This window comes from Agromyces flavus (genome assembly GCF_900104685.1).
Taxonomy (GTDB): domain Bacteria; phylum Actinomycetota; class Actinomycetes; order Actinomycetales; family Microbacteriaceae; genus Agromyces; species Agromyces flavus.
Window position 1 is genome coordinate 2,472,124 of sequence record NZ_LT629755.1, and the last position, 17,437, is coordinate 2,489,560.

Sequence of the window (17,437 nt, forward strand, 5' to 3'; positions counted from 1 at the left end):
TGCCTAGCGACGACAACACCGAGGCGAGAAGCTCACGCGGCCAGCCTAGGGCATGACGGATGCCGCATGGCAGGCTGGTCGAGGTGGATGGCGCGGCGCTGCGTGGTCGGCGTTCTCCCAGCCCATGCATTCGTATACTCAGACGACTCCCCCGCACGAGGAAGGCCCACGCGTGAGCGCGACCCCGACCGGTAAGAAGCCCACCGTCAAGCAGCAGCGTGCCATCGAGCGCGAACGCAAGCTCGAGGAGTTCAAGAAGCGCGAGGCGCGCATGAAGCGCAACCGCCGCATCGCGATCTGGAGCTCGGTCGCGGTCGGCGTGGCGATCATCGCGCTCATCGTCACGTCGGTGGTGCTGACGCCGCGCCCCGCGACCTACAGCGCCGGCGGCTCCGGCGCCGAGGTCGAGGGCGTCGAAACCTTCGAGAACGCGGCCGGGCACGTCGAGGGTGCGGTCGACTACGCGCAGACCCCGCCCGCCGGTGGCGAGCACAACCCCGCGTGGCTGAACTGCGGCATCTACGAGGAGCCGGTGCCGAACGAGAACGCCGTGCACTCGATGGAGCACGGCGCCGTGTGGGTCACCTACGACGCCGATGCGCTGTCAGGCGACGAGGTCGCGAACCTCCGCTCGAAGCTGCCGTCGACCTACGTCATCCTCTCGCCGTACGACGGCCTGCCCTCGCCCATCGTGCTGAGCGGCTGGAACGCGCAGCTCCAGGTCGACGACGCCGACGACCCGCGCATCGGCGAGTTCCTCGAGGAGTACTGGCTGAGCCAGAGCGTGCCCGAGCCCGGCGCGTCGTGCGCCGGCGCGATCGACGGCGCCGGCAAGGTGTCGTGACCGACTCCTCCCCGTCGCCGGCCGAGGCCGCCGAGGCCCCGCGTCGCGGGGTCGGTCGCTGGACCGTCGTGCTCGCGGCGGCCGTCGCGCTCGTCGTGGTGGCCGCGATCGCCTTCTCGGTCGGGCGCCTCTCGACGCTCGGCGAACCCACGCCCTCGACCACGAGCGCCGAGGCCGGGTTCGCGCGCGACATGCAGGTGCACCACCAGCAGGGCGTCGAGCTCGCGATGATCATCCGCGACGCGACCGACGACGACGCGACGCGCCTGCTCGCCTACGACATCGCCACCACCCAGGCGCAGCAGTCGGGCCAGATGTACGCGTGGCTCGCCGAGTGGGGGCTCCCCCAGTTCGGCGCCGAGCCGGCGATGACGTGGATGACGCAGCCCGCCGACGACGGCGAGGCGCACGGCGGCCACGGCTCGGGCGCCGGCGATGGCACGTCGGCGCACGAACCCGGTGACCCCATGCCGGGCCTCGCGACTCCGGAGCAGATCGAGGAGCTGAAGTCGCTCGAGGGCGTCGAGGCCGAACGCATGTTCCTCGAGCTCATGATCGCCCACCACGCGGGCGCGGTCGAGATGGCCGACGCGGTGCTCGCGCGTTCGGACTACCCCGTGGTCGTCTCGCTCGCCGAGGCGATCGTGGCCAGCCAGCAGTCCGAGATCGCGCTCATGGAGGACATGCTCGCCGAGCGCTCGTAGCGGGCTGGGCGCTACGCCTGCGGCGCCGCGACCTCGGGCCGCTCCGCCTGCTGGCGGTAGAGCGACGCGTAGACGCCGCCGGCATCGATGAGCTCGGCGTGCGTCCCGCGCTCGGCGATCCGGCCGGCGACGATCACGAAGATGACGTCGGCGGCGACCACGGTCGAGAGCCGGTGCGCGATCGCGATCGTCGTGCGCCCGCGCGACGCGTCGTCGAGCGCCGCCTGCACGACCCGCTCGCTGATCGTGTCGAGTGCGCTCGTCGCCTCGTCGAGCACGAGGACCGCGGGGTCTTTCAGCAGTACGCGCGCGATGGCGATGCGCTGCTTCTCGCCGCCCGAGAGCCGGTAGCCGCGTTCGCCGACGACCGTCTCGTAGCCCTCGGGGAACGACGCGATGGTCTCGTGGATGTTCGCCGCACGCGCCGCCGCCTCGAGCTCGGCGTCCGTGGCATCCGGCCTCGCGTACCGCAGGTTCTCGGCGATCGTCGCGTGGAAGAGGTACGTCTCCTGGCTCACGATCCCGATGTGCGACATGAGCGACTCCTGCGACAGGTCGCGCACGTCGACGCCCGCGAAGCGGACGGCACCGCTCGACGCCTCGTACAGGCGCGGCACGAGGTACGACACGGTCGTCTTGCCTGCACCGCTGGGTCCGACGAACGCCGCGTACTGCCCCGGCTCGATCGTGAACGACACGTCGTCGAGCGTGGGCCGCTGGTCGTCGTCGGCGTCGGGGTACCGGAACGACACGTGGTCGAACTCGACGCGTCCGAGGCGAGGCTCGTCCGCGGCATCCGTGCCCATGGGCACCTCGCTCGCGCCGGGGCGATCGGTGATCGCCGGCGTCAGGTCGAGGTACTCGAAGATGCGGGCGAAGAGCGCGCTCGAGGTCTGCAGGTCGAGCGCGACGCGCATGAGTCCCATGAGGGGGAACAGCAGGCGCGCCTGCACGGTCGTGAACGCGACGATCGTGCCCGCGGTGATCCCCGAGACTCCGCCCGTGATGAGCCATCCGGAAACCAGGTAGACGATCGCCGGGATGGAGGACATGAAGATCGAGACCATCGCGAAGAACCACTGGCCCGACATCTGCTGGCGCACCTGCAGCTGGATCTGGTTGCGGTTCTCGTCGGCGTAGCGGTCGATCTCGCTCCGCTGCCGCGTGAAGCTCTTGGAGAGGAGGATGCCGCTGACCGACAGCGTCTCCTGCGTGATCGCCGTCATCTCGGACAGCGACTCCTGCGTCTTCGCCGCGATGCGCGCGCGCACCTGGCCGACGCGGCGCTGCGCGATCACCATGAACGGCATGAGCACGAGCGCGATGAGCGTCAGCTGCCAGTTGAGCAGCAGCATGGCGACGAACGCCGAGATCACCGTGACCGTGTTGCCGAGCACGCTCGAGACGGTGTTGGTGAGCACGGATGCCACGCCGCCGACGTCGTTCTGCAGGCGCGACTGGATGATGCCCGTCTTGGTGCGCGTGAAGAAGCTGAGCTCCATCGACTGGAGATGGCTGAACAGGCGCACGCGCATCGCGCCCATGACCTTGTTGCCGATCGTTGCGGTGAGGAACGTCTGCCAGACCCCGAGCAGGGCCGAGAACACGTAGACGCCGATCATGGCGCCCACGATCCACACGAGCGCGTCCAGGTTCGGTGCGCCGACGTCGCCCGACGCGTCGGTCGGGAAGAGGGCGTCGTCGAACGCGCGCTGCGTGAGCAGCGGCGGGATGACGCTGAGCGCCGCCCCGGTGAGGACCAGGACGACGACCACCGCGAGCGGCCCGCGATGCGGACGGAAGAGCTCGGCGATCCGTCGCAGGAGGTGCGGGATCTTCGGCGCCTCGGCATTCTCGGCGCGCTGGGCCGCTTCGTCGGCGCTCGAGATCCGGCGTCTGACCCCGCCGCCTCGACCGGCGCCGGTCGCGCCCACCCGGGCGCCGGGGGGCATCCCGCCACCGTGCATGCTCATGGATTCACCCTAAGCGCGGCCTCCGGCACGGCTCCCTGCGCGGGGACCCCGAACGAGGGATGTTCGCCCACGGCGTCTCGGGAGTACGGTGAGCGCGTCTCACGTCCGTCGCGAGGGAGCCCGCCCATGCCCCGCACCGCCCGCTCTGCCCGTCCCGCCCGCACTGCCCGCACCGGCGCTCGGTGGTGGCGGATGCTGTCCACCGGCGTCGTCGCATCCGGCCTGGCGATCGCCTCGCTCGTGATCGCAGCTCCGGCATCGGCCGAGGAGACGCCGGCGTCGAGTCTGGAGATCACGGCGACGACGGACTGCGTCACGTACGGCGGATCGGGATCGATCGAGGTCACGCTGACCGGCCTCGATCCGGAGGTCGACTACGTGGTCGAAGTGCTGACCGACGGTGGCGAACTCGCCCTGTCCGATGAGGTACTGGGGTCCACCGAGGCCTCACTGACCTACACGCTTGCGCCGGGAGGCTACCGACTCGGACTCCTCCTGGACGGGGTCGAACTCGACTCGGAGTCCGCCACGATCGGAGCGTGCCCCGACCTCGGCGTCACGGCGGCACCGGTGAGCTGCAGCCTGGGACGCGACGGCGTCACGATGGCCAGGTTCACCGGGCTCATTCCGGGCGAGTCGTACTCATTCGAGGTCGTCGGCCCGGACTTCCTGGTCGGCGGTCCGTTCGACGCGGACACCGAGACCGTGGATCGCGAGCTGGTCGGGATGCCGCCGGGCAACTACTACGTGTACGTGCAGTGGAGACCGTCCGAGGGTGAAACGGCACCCGTGCCCATGTACGACTGGATCGCCTTCGCGGTCGAACCCTGCCAGCCCTCCCTCGAGGTCGCGGCGACCCAGTGCACGACCGCCGGAGGCGACGGGACGCTGCATGTCCTGCTCGGTGACCTCCTGCCCGGCATCGAGTACCTCGTCGACATCATCGACGCCGACAGCGGAGCGCTCGTCGACACGGGACCCGTCGTCGCGGATGACGCGGGTGAAGCGGGCTTCGACGTCGACCTGCCGCCCGGAGCGACGTACACCGTGCTGGTGAGCGGCACGTGGACCGCCGATCCGTACGAGGAGCCGCCCTTCATCGGCGGCGGGAACTTCGTCCCGCTCGAGACCGTGGAGCTCGTCGCGACCGCGGACGTGACCCTCGCGCCGTGTCCGGTGGCTCCGGTGACGCCGCAGCATCCGTCGACGCCGGCCGCACTGCCCGCAACGGGCGCCGGCGACACGACGGGGCTCGCCGCCGCCGGTCTCCTGCTGCTGGCCATGGGCAGCGCCCTCCTGCTCTCGCGCCGCGGCGCCCGCCGTCCGAACTGATCGCGGCGGCATCCGGAGCCCTGCGACGACCCCCGGCGACACCCGGTCGACCCCTGCTCACCCGCGGATCACCCACGCGTAGACTGCAGCCAACGCTCGTCGGCCACGAAACGGGGGTGGCGATGGTCGAGGCGACGGATGCCGCGGGGGCGGTGACCTGGCAGGAGATCGTGCGCCTCGGCCCGGCCGAGTTGCGTGACCGCGTCGTCGGGCACGGCGCGGAGGACACCTGGACGCAGGACCCCGCAGCGCTGCTCGCCATCGCCGCCGCACATCGCGAACCCGGCTCGGCCAACCCGTACGCGGTCGAGCCCTACCTCGACGCCGCCGACCGCGCGCTCGACGGCGTCGAGGGCGTCGACGCCCTCCGCGTGCTCGCTCCGGTGATCCGGTCGACGTCGCTCCGGGCGCTCGGGCGTTTCACCGCTGCGCGCGAACAGCTCACCCTCGCGGATCGCCGGCTCGCCGACGGAGCCCTGCCGCTCTCGTGCCGCGTCGAGCTCGAATCGCTCGTCTCGCTCGAGACCGGCCTGTGCCAGCTGCTCACGGGACGACTCGATGAGGCGCATCGAGCCTTGCGCCGGGCCCTGAACGTGGCGGAGGACCGCACTCCGCCGGCGGTTCGGGCGGAAGCCCTCGCCGCCGTCGCACTCATCGAGCTGCGCAGCGGCGGGCTCCGCAGCGCCGACGCGCACCTCGCCGCCGCACGAATCGCCGCGACGCAGGCCGGCCCGGCACCACGTCTCGGCTCCGCCCTGATCGAACTCGCCGATGCGGCGGTCGCCATCGAACGCGGGGCGATCGACGGCATCGGCGACCGGCTCGTCGAGCTCATCGCCGAGACCGCCAGCACGGAATACGCGCCGCTCGTCGTTGCCGAATCGGCTGAAGCGTCCGAGGACGATGACCAGGCGGCCGATCTGCTGCAGGACGTCCAGTTCCTCGTCCGCGAATGGGAAGCGCCCAACCTCCCGCTCGCGCTTCACGACGAGCACCGTATCGCGATGCTCGTCCGTCGTCGCGAGGTGGTCGCCGCGCGCGCGGAGATCGGGCGGCTCGAGCCCGATTCCGCCCACTCGCAGTGCCCGCCGACGTGGTCGGCACGCGTCGCGCTCGACACCGGCGACCCGGCGCGCGCGATCGAGCTCGCCGCGGACTGTCTGGAGCTGGGCGATGCGCACGCTCCGCGCACGGCCGTCATGTCGATGCTCGTCACCGCCGCCGCCCACGCGGCGCTCGGCGACATCCGCACCGCCGACGACCTCTTCGACCGGTCGGTGGCACTCGCTGCGCCGAGCGCCGCCGTTCGACCGTTCGGGATCCTGGCGCCTCACGAGCTCGCAGGGTTGATCGATCGGAGCGCCCACGCCCGGAACGACGATGGAGGCGCCACCTCCTCCAGGGCACTGCTCGACGCGGTCGCGGCCCGGTATCCGACCCGGGATGCATACTCGCCCGAGAGCCTCAGCGCGCGAGAGCGCGTCGTGCTCTCGCGACTGAGCGGTGGCGCCACCCACCATGGCATCGCGTTCGACCTCTCCGTGTCACCCAACACCATCAAGACCCAGGTCCGCAGCATCTACCGCAAGCTCGGCGTCACCACGCGCGACGGCGCGGTCCAGCGTGCGCGACACCTCGGGCTGATCGACTGATCGGCCCCCGAATGGGGGCCTGACGAGGCATTTTCACGAGCCGCTCACCCGCTTCTCACCCCGTGATGACCTTCCCGCTCACCTGTGCACAGGTGCTTGCATCAGTCGTGTACGGCCACCCGGTGCCGTCCGCGTGCGGATCCCGACATCCGCATGCATTCACCGCTCGATGGGGGGACTTGTGAACACGAGGATCCGCGGCGCCACGCGCCGGACGGGACGGCCTGACCGGCCAGACCCCGAAACTGACATCACGACCGCACGACGAAGCTGGCGAACTGCCGCCGCCACGGCGGCGGTCGCCGCGCTCGCGCTCGGTGGCATGACCGCCTTCGCCGCGCCCGCGATGGCTGACGAACCGGCCGACCCGGCCGTCGTCGAGAGTGCACCCGCGGCCGAAGCGGAGGCCGCTGAGCCCGGGACGCCGCCTGCCGAGGAGCAGGCCGCCCCACCGGCCGAGGAACCGGTGGCCGAGGAACCGGTCGAAGAGCCGGCAGAGCCGGCAGAGCCGGCGGCCGAACCCGCACCGGTCGAGGAGCCCGCCGCGCCGGTCGCGGACGAGCCCACCACGGAGGATCCGGCGGCCGAGGAACCCGGCGCAACGCTCGCGGAGGCGCCGGCGGCTGAAGCACCGGCCGAGTCCGTCGCGGCCGGAGACGTCGCGGCCCTGATCGTCCCACCGGGCGAGGATCCGGTCGACAAGGTGACGATCTGCCATCGCACCGACTCGTACTCGAACCCGTATGTGGTGATCACGCCGGCAGCCAACGCCGAGGTCGGCGGTCAGCCATCCGCGATCGGACACGGCGAGGAGCACCTCGGCCCGATCTTCTACCCCGACATCCCCAAGCACACCGAGTGGGGCGACATCGTTCCGGCGTTCTACTACAACGACGGCGGCGAGTCCGATCCGGAGTTCTTCCCCGGCCTCAACTGGGATGCCGAGGGCCAGGCGATCTACGAGAACGACTGCGCGCTGCCGCAACCGCCTCCGCCGCCGACGATGAAGGTCGAGTACACGACGTGCGTCGGCTACGACGGCGACGACCCGAGCCTCACCGTGACGCTCGAGGGACTCCGAGCCAACCTGGACTACCGCGTGACGGTGAGCAACCAGGACGGCGTCGTGGACGTCTGGGTGATTCCCGCCGGAACCTCGGGCACCGTGTCCAACGTCTGGGATCCGATCCCGGGCGGGTCGTACACGGTGGTGTTCGAGCAATCGATCGTCGAGGGCGTGTGGGAGGTCGTGGACGAGGAGTCGTTCACGGTCGAGGAGTGCCTGGTGCTCGACGTCACCGTCGCCGCGATCGGCTGCAGCCTCGGCTACGACGGTGACGCCCTGGTGAGCCTGAGCGGACTCGTCGTCGATGAGGAGTACGACTGGGTGCTCATCGGCGACGACTACTTCGCCGAGGGCACGCTCGTCGCCGAAGCGGAGTCGATGGACGTTCCGTTCGGAGACCTCGCGCCGGGGAACTACCTCTTGGAGATCGGATGGCCGGCCGGTGAGGAGCCGATCGTGCTTGCGGACGCGACGTTCTTCGTCGAGCCCTGCCCGCCGGACGTCACGGTCACCGTGACGCAGTGCCCGGCATACGGGGGTACCGGCTCAGCGGTCGTGCACCTGACGAGCCTCGTCGAGGGCCTGACCTACGAGGTGTGGGTGATCGATGAGAACGATGTCGTGCAGGGCGGCGTCCAGGCCGTGGTCGGTGATGCGACGCACATGGCCGACGTCGAGTTCACCGACCTGCCCGCGGACATGTCCTATGACGTGTACGTGTACGCGCCGTGGGAGCCGCCGGGCGGCATGTCCGAGTGGGGCGAGGTCGACTACTGGGAGCTGAACGCGCACACGAGCTTCACGTTGGACCCGTGCCCGCCGAAGCCGCATGAACCCGGCAAGCCGGCGACCCCGGCAGGCCTGGCCGAGACCGGCGCCGGTGGAACCGGCGGCCTGCTGGCCGCGTCGATGGTCCTGCTCGGCCTCGGCGGAGCAGCGTTGATCGCGCAGCGCCACCGCGCAGCCGGAGCCCGAACGAAGGAGTGACCTGAATCACGCCGAGTGGCGGGCGGCCTCCGGGTCGCCCGCCATTCGCGTGCGCGCGCACGTGCGCCCGCCCGTCCGCTCCATATTCAACGCAGGTGCGGAGGTGTGTCGCGCCCGCGACACACCGCGCCGGCCGGCGACACGCCGAGGGCGGATGCCTCGCGACATCCGCCCTCGTCGATGCGGATGCCGCGGCATCCGCAGGTGGTCAGCCCTTCGTCGCGCCCGCCAGGAGACCGCGCACGAAGTAGCGCTGCAGCGCGAAGAACACGATCAGCGGGATGACGATCGAGATGAACGCCGAGGCCGTCAGGAGCTGCCAGTCCTGGCCTCTCGTTCCGACGAGCTCGGCCAATCGTTGGGTGAGTGGTGCGACGTCCTGTGTGCCGCCCGAGAAGATCAGCGCCACCAGCAGGTCGTTCCACACCCAGATGAACTGGAAGATCGCGAACGATGCGAGCGCAGGCGTCGCGAGCGGCAGCACGATCCGACCGAAGATCTGCCCGTGCGTCGCGCCGTCGACGCGCGCGGCCTCGATGACGTCGTTCGGGATCTCGGAGATGAAGTTGTGCAGCAGGAAGATCGCCAGCGGCAGGCCGAACATCGCGTGCGCGAGCCACACCGGGGCGTAGTTCTGCTCGGGGATGATCGGCACCACATCGTGCAGCCAGGCCTGCATCGGCCGGAGCCAGGTCGAGAACGTCTGCAGCAGCGGCACGAGCGCCATCTGCAGCGGCACGATCTGGAGCGCGAACACGAAGATGAAGAGCCAGTTGACCCACTTGAACTTGATCCACGCGAAGGCGTAGGCCGCCATCGAGGCGAACACGAGCGTGATGAGTGTGCCGAGCAGGGCGATCGCGATGGAGTTCACGATGTACGCGCCGAGCTGCGGCGACGATGACGACGTCGAGAGCAGGACGTCGCGGTAGTTGTCGAGCGTGAGCCCGGGGTTCGCGAAGAACGTCCACCAACCGGTCGTGCGGATCAGCTCGGCCGGCCGGAACGACGAGAGGAACAGGCCGAACGTCGGAATGGTCCAGAGTACGGCGATGATGAGCGAGGCGATCGTCGCGGTGCGCGACGTCAGGCGCTTCTTGACCCGCGCCGCCTTGGGCTCGCCGTACTCGGCCTGCTCGGCGGCCTCGATCGAGCCGAGGTCCTTGCCGACCGGAAGATCGGCGGGTGCGACGCTGCTCATCGGATCTCCCTCTGCTTCCTCAGGACGTTGACGTTGTAGACGACGATGGGCAGGACCAGGATGAACAGGATCAGCGCGAGCGCGGATCCGCGCCCGACCTCGCTCGCCCGGAACGCCTGCGTGTACATCTCGTTCGCGATCGTGCTCGTGTTGAAGTTTCCGGCGGTCATCGTGCGGACGATGTCGAAGACCTTCAGCGTGGCGATCGAGATCGTCGTGACCACGACCACGAGGGCCCCTCGGATGCCGGGGACGGTGACGTTCAGGAACCGCTGCCAGGCATTGGTGCCGTCGAGCTGGGCCGCCTCGATCTGCTCGGTCGGCACGCCCTTGATCGCCGCACTCAGGAGGACCATGGCGAATCCGGTCTGGATCCAGATCATGACGACGATGAGCAGGAACGTGTTGATCGGGTCGGTCTGCATCCACTGCACCGGCTCGCCGCCGAATGCGACGACGATGGCATTGAGCAGGCCGATCTGCTCGCGGTCGCCCGAGCGGTACTCGTACACGAAGCGCCAGATGACGCCGGCGCCCACGAACGAGATCGCGATCGGCATGAACAGCACGACCTTGTAGTACTTCTCACCACGCGAACGGTCGATGAAGACCGCGTAGGCGAGTCCGATGATCGTCGCGAACGTCGGGACGATCAGCACCCAGATGACGGTGTTGATGAGGGTGCGGATGGCGGTGGGCTGCGTGAACGTCCAGACGAAGTTGTCCCACGTCCAGTTGCCGCTGCCGTCCTGGAACGCGAGGAGGCTGGTCCGGATCGCCGGGATCACGAGCCCGATGACCACGAGCAGCATGGCGGGGAGGAGGAAGCCGGCGAGCTGCCAGTAGTCCCGGCCCTTCTTCGGCGCCTTGTCGATGAAGAAGATGAGGAGGCCGACGACCGCCGCGAGGATCGCGAGGCCCATCACCACCTGAAGGAGTTTGCCGAGCAGATCGGCCGTAGTCATGGGTGCCTCCCGGGATCGTCGTTGAAACTGGGGGTGCCGAGGGGCGGGGCTGTGAAACCCCGCCCCTCGATCATGCCGTGCGCTGGGCGAGCCTCGCGTACGGCGCGCGGGCGGCTAGCTCGCGGGCCAGCTCGCCTCGACGGTGTCGAGGACCTGCTCGGTGCTCTCGCCGCCGACCCAGGCCACGATGCCCTTCCAGAAGGAGTCGGCACCGACGGCGCCGGGCATCAGGTCGGATCCGTCGAACCGGAAGGTGGTCTCGGGATCCTGGAGGATCTCGACCGCCTGCACGAGCAGCTCGCTCGACGCGTTCTCAGGGTCGAGCCCCTTGTTCGCGCTGACGACGCCGCCCAGGCTCACCCGGTTGTTCGCCCAGAGGTCGCTCGACAGGTAGGTGCGGAACGCCTCGACCTCTTCCGCGTCGCGGAAGGCGACGGGGAACTCGCCACCACCGGTGACCGAAAGCGGGTCGCCCGCGTTCGCCGGCGGCAGGAGGAAGCCGAACACGGTGCCTTCGGACGCCACGGTGTTCTCGTCGCCGCCCTCGGGGTTCCAGAAGGTCTCGTAGAAGGAGGCCTGGTGGTGCAGCGAGCACTCGCCCTCGAGGATGGGGAGGCCGGCCGTCTGGAACGCCTCGGTCACGAGGGTCGACACGTCGCCGATGCCGCCGTTGACCATGTCGTCGCTCTTCAGGTACTCGCCGACGGCGTCGAAGGCCTCGGCGACCTGCGGGTCGTTGAACGGGATCTCGTGCGTGACCCACTGGTCGTACACGTCGGCGCCGTGCAGCCGGATCATGTAGTCCTCGATCCAGTCGGTGCCGGGCCATCCGGTCGCGTCACCGGACTCGAGGCCGACGCACCACGGCTTGTGGTCCCCTTCGGCGGCGATGGTGTCGGACAGCTCCTTGAGCTCGTCGAGGGTCTGCGGGATCTCATAGCCCTTCTCCTCGAACTCGTCGGGCGAGTACCAGACCCAGCCCTTGACGCTCGCCATGAGGGGCGCGGCCCACACCGTGTCGTCGACGGTGGCGTACTCCTTCCAGATCGGGTCCCAGAATTCGTCGATGTTCGCGACGACCGGGTCGGACGCCGGGATCAGCCATCCGCCGTCGGCGAGCCGCTTGAGCAGGCCGGGCTGGGGGACGATGCCGACGTCGGGGGCGTTCCCGCCCTCGGCCAGGACCGCGATCTGCGCCTCGAACTCGCTCGAGCCCTGGTAGTCGACCGAGATGCCGGTGCAGGTCTCGAAGTCGGACCACGACTCGACGAGGCGATCGGCCTCGAGGTCGAGGATCGTGCCGGCGACCGTGACCTCGGCGCCGTCGAACGTTCCGTACTCCTCGTAGTCGCTGCAGTCGACGTCGCCCGCCTCCTCGTTCGCGATGTCGCCGGTGCACGCCGTGAGCGTCAGGCCGACCGCCGCGGCCGCCACGATGGGGACCGCCCAACGGCGATGCCGTGTGAGTCTCATGTCATCTCCTCGTTGAGTTGGTGCAGGGCGGAACCGGGAACCGGTTCCAGCGCCCACGCTAGGACACGGGGCCGATTCCTCACAAGGTCTCGCGGGTCACGGTTCGGCTTCCGTGTCCCTTCGGCGGCGGTGTGCTGCGAGAGCGCTCCCACGCGCGAACGCCGCCGAGGACGTCGGCTCCGGGCCCTCGAAGGGAACCGGTTCCACATCGCTCCTCCGAGCACTACACTCTGCAACGGAGCAGCCCGACGGAGGGAGGCGGCGATGGCGGCCATCGGCGACGTCGCCAGGCTCGCGGGGGTCTCGAAGGCAACGGCCTCGCGGGCCCTGTCGGGCGGAGGCTACGTCGCCGAGGAGACCCGGCGCAGGGTCGAGGCCGCCGCCAGCGAGATCGGCTACATTGCGTCACCCGATGCCGCGAGCCTCGTGACCGGTCGCACGAAGAACATCGGGGTGATCATCCCGTTCGTCAACCGCTGGTTCTTCGGCGAGGTGCTCGAGGGCGTCGAGCGAGCGCTCCTCGCCGCCGGGTACGACCTGACGCTCTACAACCTCTCCGAGCAGGGCCCGCAGCGCACGCGCGTGTTCGACTTCTTCCTGGCCCGCAAGCGCGTCGACGCCGTCATCGCGATCGGCGTCGACCTCGACGACCACGAGGTCGCCGCGCTCGAGCGGCGCGAGAAGCCGCTCGTTGCGCTGGGCGGCAGCGGGGGTGCCGATGCGCGGCTCTCGGTCGACGATCGCGCGGTCGGCCAGCTCGCGACGGAGCACCTGCTGCACCTCGGACACGCGCGCATCGCCCACCTCGCCGGTGTCGGAGCCTCCGCACGCCCGACGAGCGTGCAGGGCCAGCGCCGCCGGGGTCATCTCGATGCGCTCGCGGCCGCCGGAGTGCTCGACGACGAAGGCCCGCACCTCCTCGAGACCGAGATGAGCCTCCCCGGCGGGTACACGGGCGGGCTCCAGCTGCTCGGGCACCCGGGGGCGCGTCCGACGGCGGTCTTCGCGGCGTCCGACGAGATGGCGATCGGCACCATCCGCGCGGCCGAGAAGCTCGGCCTCGACGTGCCGGGCGACCTGTCGGTCATCGGCGTCGACGGACACGAGTACGCCGAGATGTTCGAGCTCACGACCGTCGAGCAGTACCCCGGCGAGCAGGGCCGTGCAGCGGTCGACGTGGTCATGGCCCTCCTGCTCGACGACGCGACGGCCGAACCGCTGCCCGATTCGGGCGCGCCGCTGCCGACCCGGCTGGTCGTCCGGGCGACCACCAGCGCGCCCCGCTGACCGCGTCCGGAGACGCCACGCGACTCCGGTGTCCCTCAGGGACAGCCCGGTGGCCGAGCCGATGACACCGTCGTAGCGTCCGCATCGGGCGGCCTGCGGAACCCTCAGACGCACGCGGTCCTTCATCCACCGAAGGAGGACACCATGACCACCGAATCCGCCGCCGCCACCACTGCGGCGATCACTCACGAGCAGGGACTCATCCTGCAACGGATCTCGCGCGCGGGCGGCTACCGGGGCCCGAACGACGGCGTCCCCGGCCCGAACACCTGGAAGGCGCTCCAGCAGACCGGCAAGGGCTACGGGTACGCGGGCCACGTCGACGGCTATCCGGGCCCGGCCACGTGGGATGCGCTCGAGCGGCTCGCCGCCAAGGGCGGCTACACCGGCCCCAATGACGGCGCGATGCGGCCGGAGGCGTGGAAGGGCGTGCAGACCGTGCTCGCCGGGTTCGGCTACGCCGGACCCGTCGACGGGTACCCCGGAGAGGACACGTACCGGGCACTCCAGGTGCTCGCCCGCATCGGCGGCTACTTCGGCCCGTACGACGGCCAGCTCGGGAACAACTCGTGGAAGGGCGTGCAGTTCGTGCTCACGGGCACCGGGTACGCCGGCCCCATCGACGGCGTCCCGGGACCCAACACGTGGAAGGCGCTGCAGCGCATCGCCCAACGCGGCGGCTACACCGGGCCGATCGATGGCATCCCCGGGCCGAACACGTATGCCGGGCTCGCCCACCTCCTCGTGAGGAGCGAGCACGACTGAGCGCAGACGACGGATGCCCCGTGCCGAGCGAATCGGCACGGGGCATCCGTGTGTTCAGGTGACGCGGGTCACCTCAAGCTGCGGCGCTCGAGTGAGCGCGCGACATTACTTGAGGGTGACGGTCGCGCCGGCCTCCTCGAGGGCGGCCTTCGCCTTGTCGGCGGTCTCCTTGTTCGCGCCCTCGAGCACGGCCTTGGGAGCACCGTCGACGACGGCCTTGGCCTCGCCGAGGCCGAGCGAGGTGAGCTCGCGGACGACCTTGATGACCTGGATCTTCTTGTCGCCGGCGGCCTCGAGGACGACGTCGAACGAGTCCTTCTCCTCGACCTCTTCGGCAGCGGCACCGGCGCCACCGGCGGCCGGGGCGGCAACGGCAACGGGGGCGGCCGCGGTGACCTCGAAGGTCTCCTCGAACGCCTTCACGAACTCCGAGAGCTCGATGAGGGTCAGGCCCTTGAACTGCTCGAGCAGCTCCTCAGTGGACAGCTTCGCCATGATGGTTTCTCCTTAGATTTCCTGGTTACTCACCGCTTGAGAGGCTCGCGCCTACGCAGCGGACTCCTGCTTCTCACGCAGCGCGTCGACCGTGCGGACGGCCTTCGACAGCGGTGCGTTGAACAGATATGCGGCTCCGAACAGCGAGGCCTTGAAGGCACCGGCGAGCTTCGCCAGGAGCACTTCGCGGGACTCGAGGTCGGCGAGCTTGCCTACCTCTTCGGCGGTCAGGGGCTTGCCATCGAAGAAGCCGCCCTTGACCACGAGGAGGGGGTTCGCCTTGGCGAAGTCACGCAGCGACTTCGCGACGGCGACCGGGTCGCCGTGCACGAACGCGATCGCCGACGGACCCTTGAGGTCCTCGTCGAACGCGGAGATCCCGGCGTTGTTCGCCGCGATCTTGGTCAGCGTGTTCTTCACCACGGCGTAGCTCGCGTCCCCACTGATGGACTTGCGCAGCTCCTTGAGCTTCGCAACAGTGAGGCCGCGGTATTCGGTCAGCAGAACGGCGGTCGAGCTCTCGAACTTCTCGGTGAGCTCGGCAACCGCGGCTTCCTTGTTCGCCATGGCCACTCCTTGTATCTCGACGTGCATCGCGGTGGCGATGCACGGCCTCGGAGCGCTGGCAACGTTCGGGAGAATGGAAAGAGCTCCGGCGCAGACGCGCGGAGCTCGGCCCGATTCGATCGGGAGGTCTTCGTCACACCTGCGCGGGCCCCTGCATTCGCAGAGCTTCGGTCGGCTCACCTCGCGGTGGGCGCGACGACCAGCGGTCTTCGGCTCCGACAAGGGTAGCGGATGGCGCGCACGCCGCCAAATCGGGTTCGCCACGACGTGCTCACCCGATGCGGCCCATCCGGGAATAGTTGACCAATGTCCATGAGTTACGTATAGTTGACGCTTGTCAACGATTTCAGGAGCTCAATGTCCAACCCTTCGCGCGACCGCGCAGCCACCGCCTCGGCATCATCCGCCGCGCTCTCCGACAACGGGATGACGCACCGCGAGGTGCTCACCGCCCTGTCGGGCCTGCTGCTCGGCATGTTCGTGTCGATGCTCGCCTCGACCGTCGTCGGCACCTCGCTGCCGCTCATCATCGCCGACCTCGAGGGCGACCAATCGGCGTTCACGTGGGTCGTCACCGCGACGCTGCTCGCGACGACCGTGTCGACCCCGATCTGGGGCAAGCTCGCCGACCTCTTCAACCGCAAGTTCCTGCTCCAGCTCGCGCTCGTGATCTTCGTGGTCGCGTCGGCCGTCGCCGGCTTCTCGCAGGACACCGGAACCCTGATCACGATGCGCGTCTTCCAGGGCCTCGGCGCCGGCGGCCTCGCCGCCCTCAGCCAGATCGTCATGGCCGACATCATCAGCCCGCGCGAGCGCGGCAAGTACGCCGGCCTCTTCGGCGCCGTCATGGCCGTCGCGACGGTCGGCGGCCCGCTGCTCGGCGGCGTCATCACCGACGGACTCGGCTGGCGCTGGAACTTCTTCGTGGGCCTTCCCATCGCGGTCGTCGCGCTCATCCTGCTGCAGCGCACGCTGCACCTGCCGAAGCGCCCGAAGACGAAGGTCTCGATCGACTACGCCGGCATCGTGCTGATCTCGGCGGGCGTCTCGCTCCTGCTGCTCTGGGTCACGTTCGCCGGCAAGGACTTCGAGTGGCTGTCGGTCCCGAGCCTGCTCATGGTCGGCGGCGCTGCGCTCCTCCTCGTGATCGCGATCGTCGTCGAGCTCCGCGTGAAGGAGCCGGTGATCCCCCTCGGCATGTTCCGCAACCGCACCTTCACGCTCGCCGTGATCGCGTCGATCTCGGTCGGCGTCGCCATGTTCGGCACGGCGGTCTTCCTGAGCCAGTACATGCAGCTCGCGCGCGGCGCCACGCCGACCGAGTCGGGCCTGCTCACCATCCCGATGATGGCCGGCGTGCTCATCTCCTCCACCGTGATCGGCGCGCTCGTCAGCCGCCGCGGCAAGTGGAAGGGATTCATGGTCACGGGCGGCGTGCTCATGATCGCCGGCAGCCTCCTGCTCTCGCGCCTGCACTACGACACGCCGTTCTGGTACGTCGGCATCTCGATGTTCGTGCTCGGCGCCGGCGTCGGCATGCTGATGCAGAACCTCGTGCTCGTCGTGCAGAACACGACCGAGGTGAAGAACCTCGGCGTTGCGACGAGCGCGGTGACGTTCTTCCGCAGCCTCGGCGGCACCGTCGGCGTCGCGGTCATGGGGTCGATCCTCGGCACGGTCGTGGCCGACTCGATCAGGGACGGCATCGGGGGGCTCGAGCCCGAGCAGCAGCTGGAGGCGGCCAAGGTCCTCGGCGGCGGCGCCATCCCGCAGATCAGCCAGCTGCCCGGCTTCCTGCGTGTCATCGTCGAGTCGGCCTACGGCACGGGCGTCGGCAGCGTGTTCCTCGCGGCCGTGCCGCTGGCGATCGTGACCCTCATCGCCGTGGCGTTCCTCCCGAACATCAGCCTGGGCACGCAGAACGCGATCCAGCGGGCGAAGAGCGAGACGCCGGATGCCGCCGAGCACGCCCGCGAGCTCGAGGACGCCGAGGATGCGGCGATCGACGCCGCCGCCGCATCCGTGGCCCTCCGACCCGTCGGCCTCGTGCGCGACCCCGAGACCGGCTCGGTCGGGGTGCCGGCCGAGGCCGGGAGCGGCGCTCGGAGCGCCCGATAGCATGAGCG

The 17,437-nt window shown here is 69.7% G+C and carries 14 protein-coding genes; 8 read left to right on the forward strand and 6 right to left on the reverse strand.

The genetic code is table 11. The features are described from left to right. Positions 1-172: 172 nt before the first annotated feature. Positions 173-844: a DUF3105 domain-containing protein gene (locus BLT99_RS11730; protein WP_229724355.1), complete on the forward strand. Its 672-nt coding sequence runs from the start codon at positions 173-175 to the stop codon at positions 842-844. Next, positions 841-1,548 carry a DUF305 domain-containing protein gene (locus BLT99_RS11735; RefSeq protein WP_092672592.1) on the forward strand — a complete coding sequence of 236 codons (708 nt, stop codon included), beginning with the start codon at positions 841-843 and terminating at the stop codon, positions 1,546-1,548. Before BLT99_RS11730 ends, BLT99_RS11735 begins: the two co-directional genes overlap by 4 nt. Positions 1,549-1,559: 11 nt before the next feature. On the opposite strand, the gene BLT99_RS11740 is transcribed toward BLT99_RS11735, so the two are convergent. Next, complete coding sequence (locus BLT99_RS11740; RefSeq protein ID WP_092672595.1) at positions 1,560-3,521, reverse strand: ABC transporter ATP-binding protein; 1,962 nt, start codon at positions 3,519-3,521, stop codon at positions 1,560-1,562. A gap of 126 nt (positions 3,522-3,647) precedes the next feature. Between BLT99_RS11740 and BLT99_RS18070 the strand changes: the two genes are divergently transcribed. From BLT99_RS18070 to BLT99_RS11755, 3 genes are all read left to right on the forward strand, one after another. After that, a complete protein-coding gene (locus BLT99_RS18070) occupies positions 3,648-4,853 on the forward strand; it encodes an LPXTG cell wall anchor domain-containing protein (protein WP_133988421.1) in 1,206 nt (401 codons plus the stop codon). A gap of 1,205 nt (positions 4,854-6,058) precedes the next feature. Continuing rightward, positions 6,059-6,505, forward strand: coding sequence for a helix-turn-helix transcriptional regulator (locus BLT99_RS18075; RefSeq protein WP_231945705.1), 447 nt, complete (start codon positions 6,059-6,061; stop codon positions 6,503-6,505). Positions 6,506-6,827: 322 nt separating this feature from the next. Beyond that, positions 6,828-8,558 (forward strand): hypothetical protein, encoded by a 1,731-nt coding sequence (locus BLT99_RS11755; protein WP_092672604.1) that lies wholly within the window; start codon positions 6,828-6,830, stop codon positions 8,556-8,558. A gap of 208 nt (positions 8,559-8,766) precedes the next feature. On the opposite strand, the gene BLT99_RS11760 is transcribed toward BLT99_RS11755, so the two are convergent. The 3 genes from BLT99_RS11760 to BLT99_RS11770 all read right to left on the reverse strand — a co-directional run bounded on the left by BLT99_RS11760 (position 8,767) and on the right by BLT99_RS11770 (position 12,197). After that, complete coding sequence (locus BLT99_RS11760) at positions 8,767-9,759, reverse strand: carbohydrate ABC transporter permease (RefSeq protein WP_092672607.1); 993 nt, start codon at positions 9,757-9,759, stop codon at positions 8,767-8,769. Continuing rightward, entirely contained in the window at positions 9,756-10,724 is a 969-nt protein-coding gene (locus tag BLT99_RS11765) for a carbohydrate ABC transporter permease (RefSeq protein WP_092672610.1), read from the reverse strand. The genes BLT99_RS11760 and BLT99_RS11765 overlap by 4 nt, the downstream gene beginning before the upstream one ends. Positions 10,725-10,838: 114 nt before the next feature. Beyond that, on the reverse strand, positions 10,839-12,197 hold the full coding sequence (locus BLT99_RS11770) for an ABC transporter substrate-binding protein (RefSeq protein ID WP_092672614.1): 1,359 nt from the start codon (positions 12,195-12,197) through the stop codon (positions 10,839-10,841). A 264-nt stretch (positions 12,198-12,461) separates the two neighbouring features. Between BLT99_RS11770 and BLT99_RS11775 the strand changes: the two genes are divergently transcribed. Next, on the forward strand, positions 12,462-13,484 hold the full coding sequence (locus tag BLT99_RS11775) for a LacI family DNA-binding transcriptional regulator (RefSeq protein WP_092672617.1): 1,023 nt from the start codon (positions 12,462-12,464) through the stop codon (positions 13,482-13,484). 144 nt (positions 13,485-13,628) lie between these two features. Beyond that, positions 13,629-14,249, forward strand: a complete 621-nt coding sequence (locus BLT99_RS11780; protein WP_092672620.1) for a peptidoglycan-binding domain-containing protein — start codon at positions 13,629-13,631, stop codon at positions 14,247-14,249. A gap of 105 nt (positions 14,250-14,354) precedes the next feature. Here BLT99_RS11780 and rplL read toward each other — a convergent pair whose 3' ends face one another. Both rplL and rplJ read right to left on the reverse strand, forming a co-directional pair. Next, the gene (gene rplL, locus BLT99_RS11785; RefSeq protein WP_092672623.1) at positions 14,355-14,744 is read right to left on the reverse strand and encodes a 50S ribosomal protein L7/L12; all 390 of its coding nucleotides are present in this window, start codon (positions 14,742-14,744) and stop codon (positions 14,355-14,357) included. 51 nt (positions 14,745-14,795) lie between these two features. After that, entirely contained in the window at positions 14,796-15,311 is a 516-nt protein-coding gene (gene rplJ, locus BLT99_RS11790) for a 50S ribosomal protein L10 (RefSeq protein WP_092672626.1), read from the reverse strand. A 357-nt stretch (positions 15,312-15,668) separates the two neighbouring features. Between rplJ and BLT99_RS11795 the strand changes: the two genes are divergently transcribed. After that, positions 15,669-17,429: an MDR family MFS transporter gene (locus BLT99_RS11795; RefSeq protein ID WP_092672629.1), complete on the forward strand. Its 1,761-nt coding sequence runs from the start codon at positions 15,669-15,671 to the stop codon at positions 17,427-17,429. Positions 17,430-17,437 lie beyond the last annotated feature (8 nt).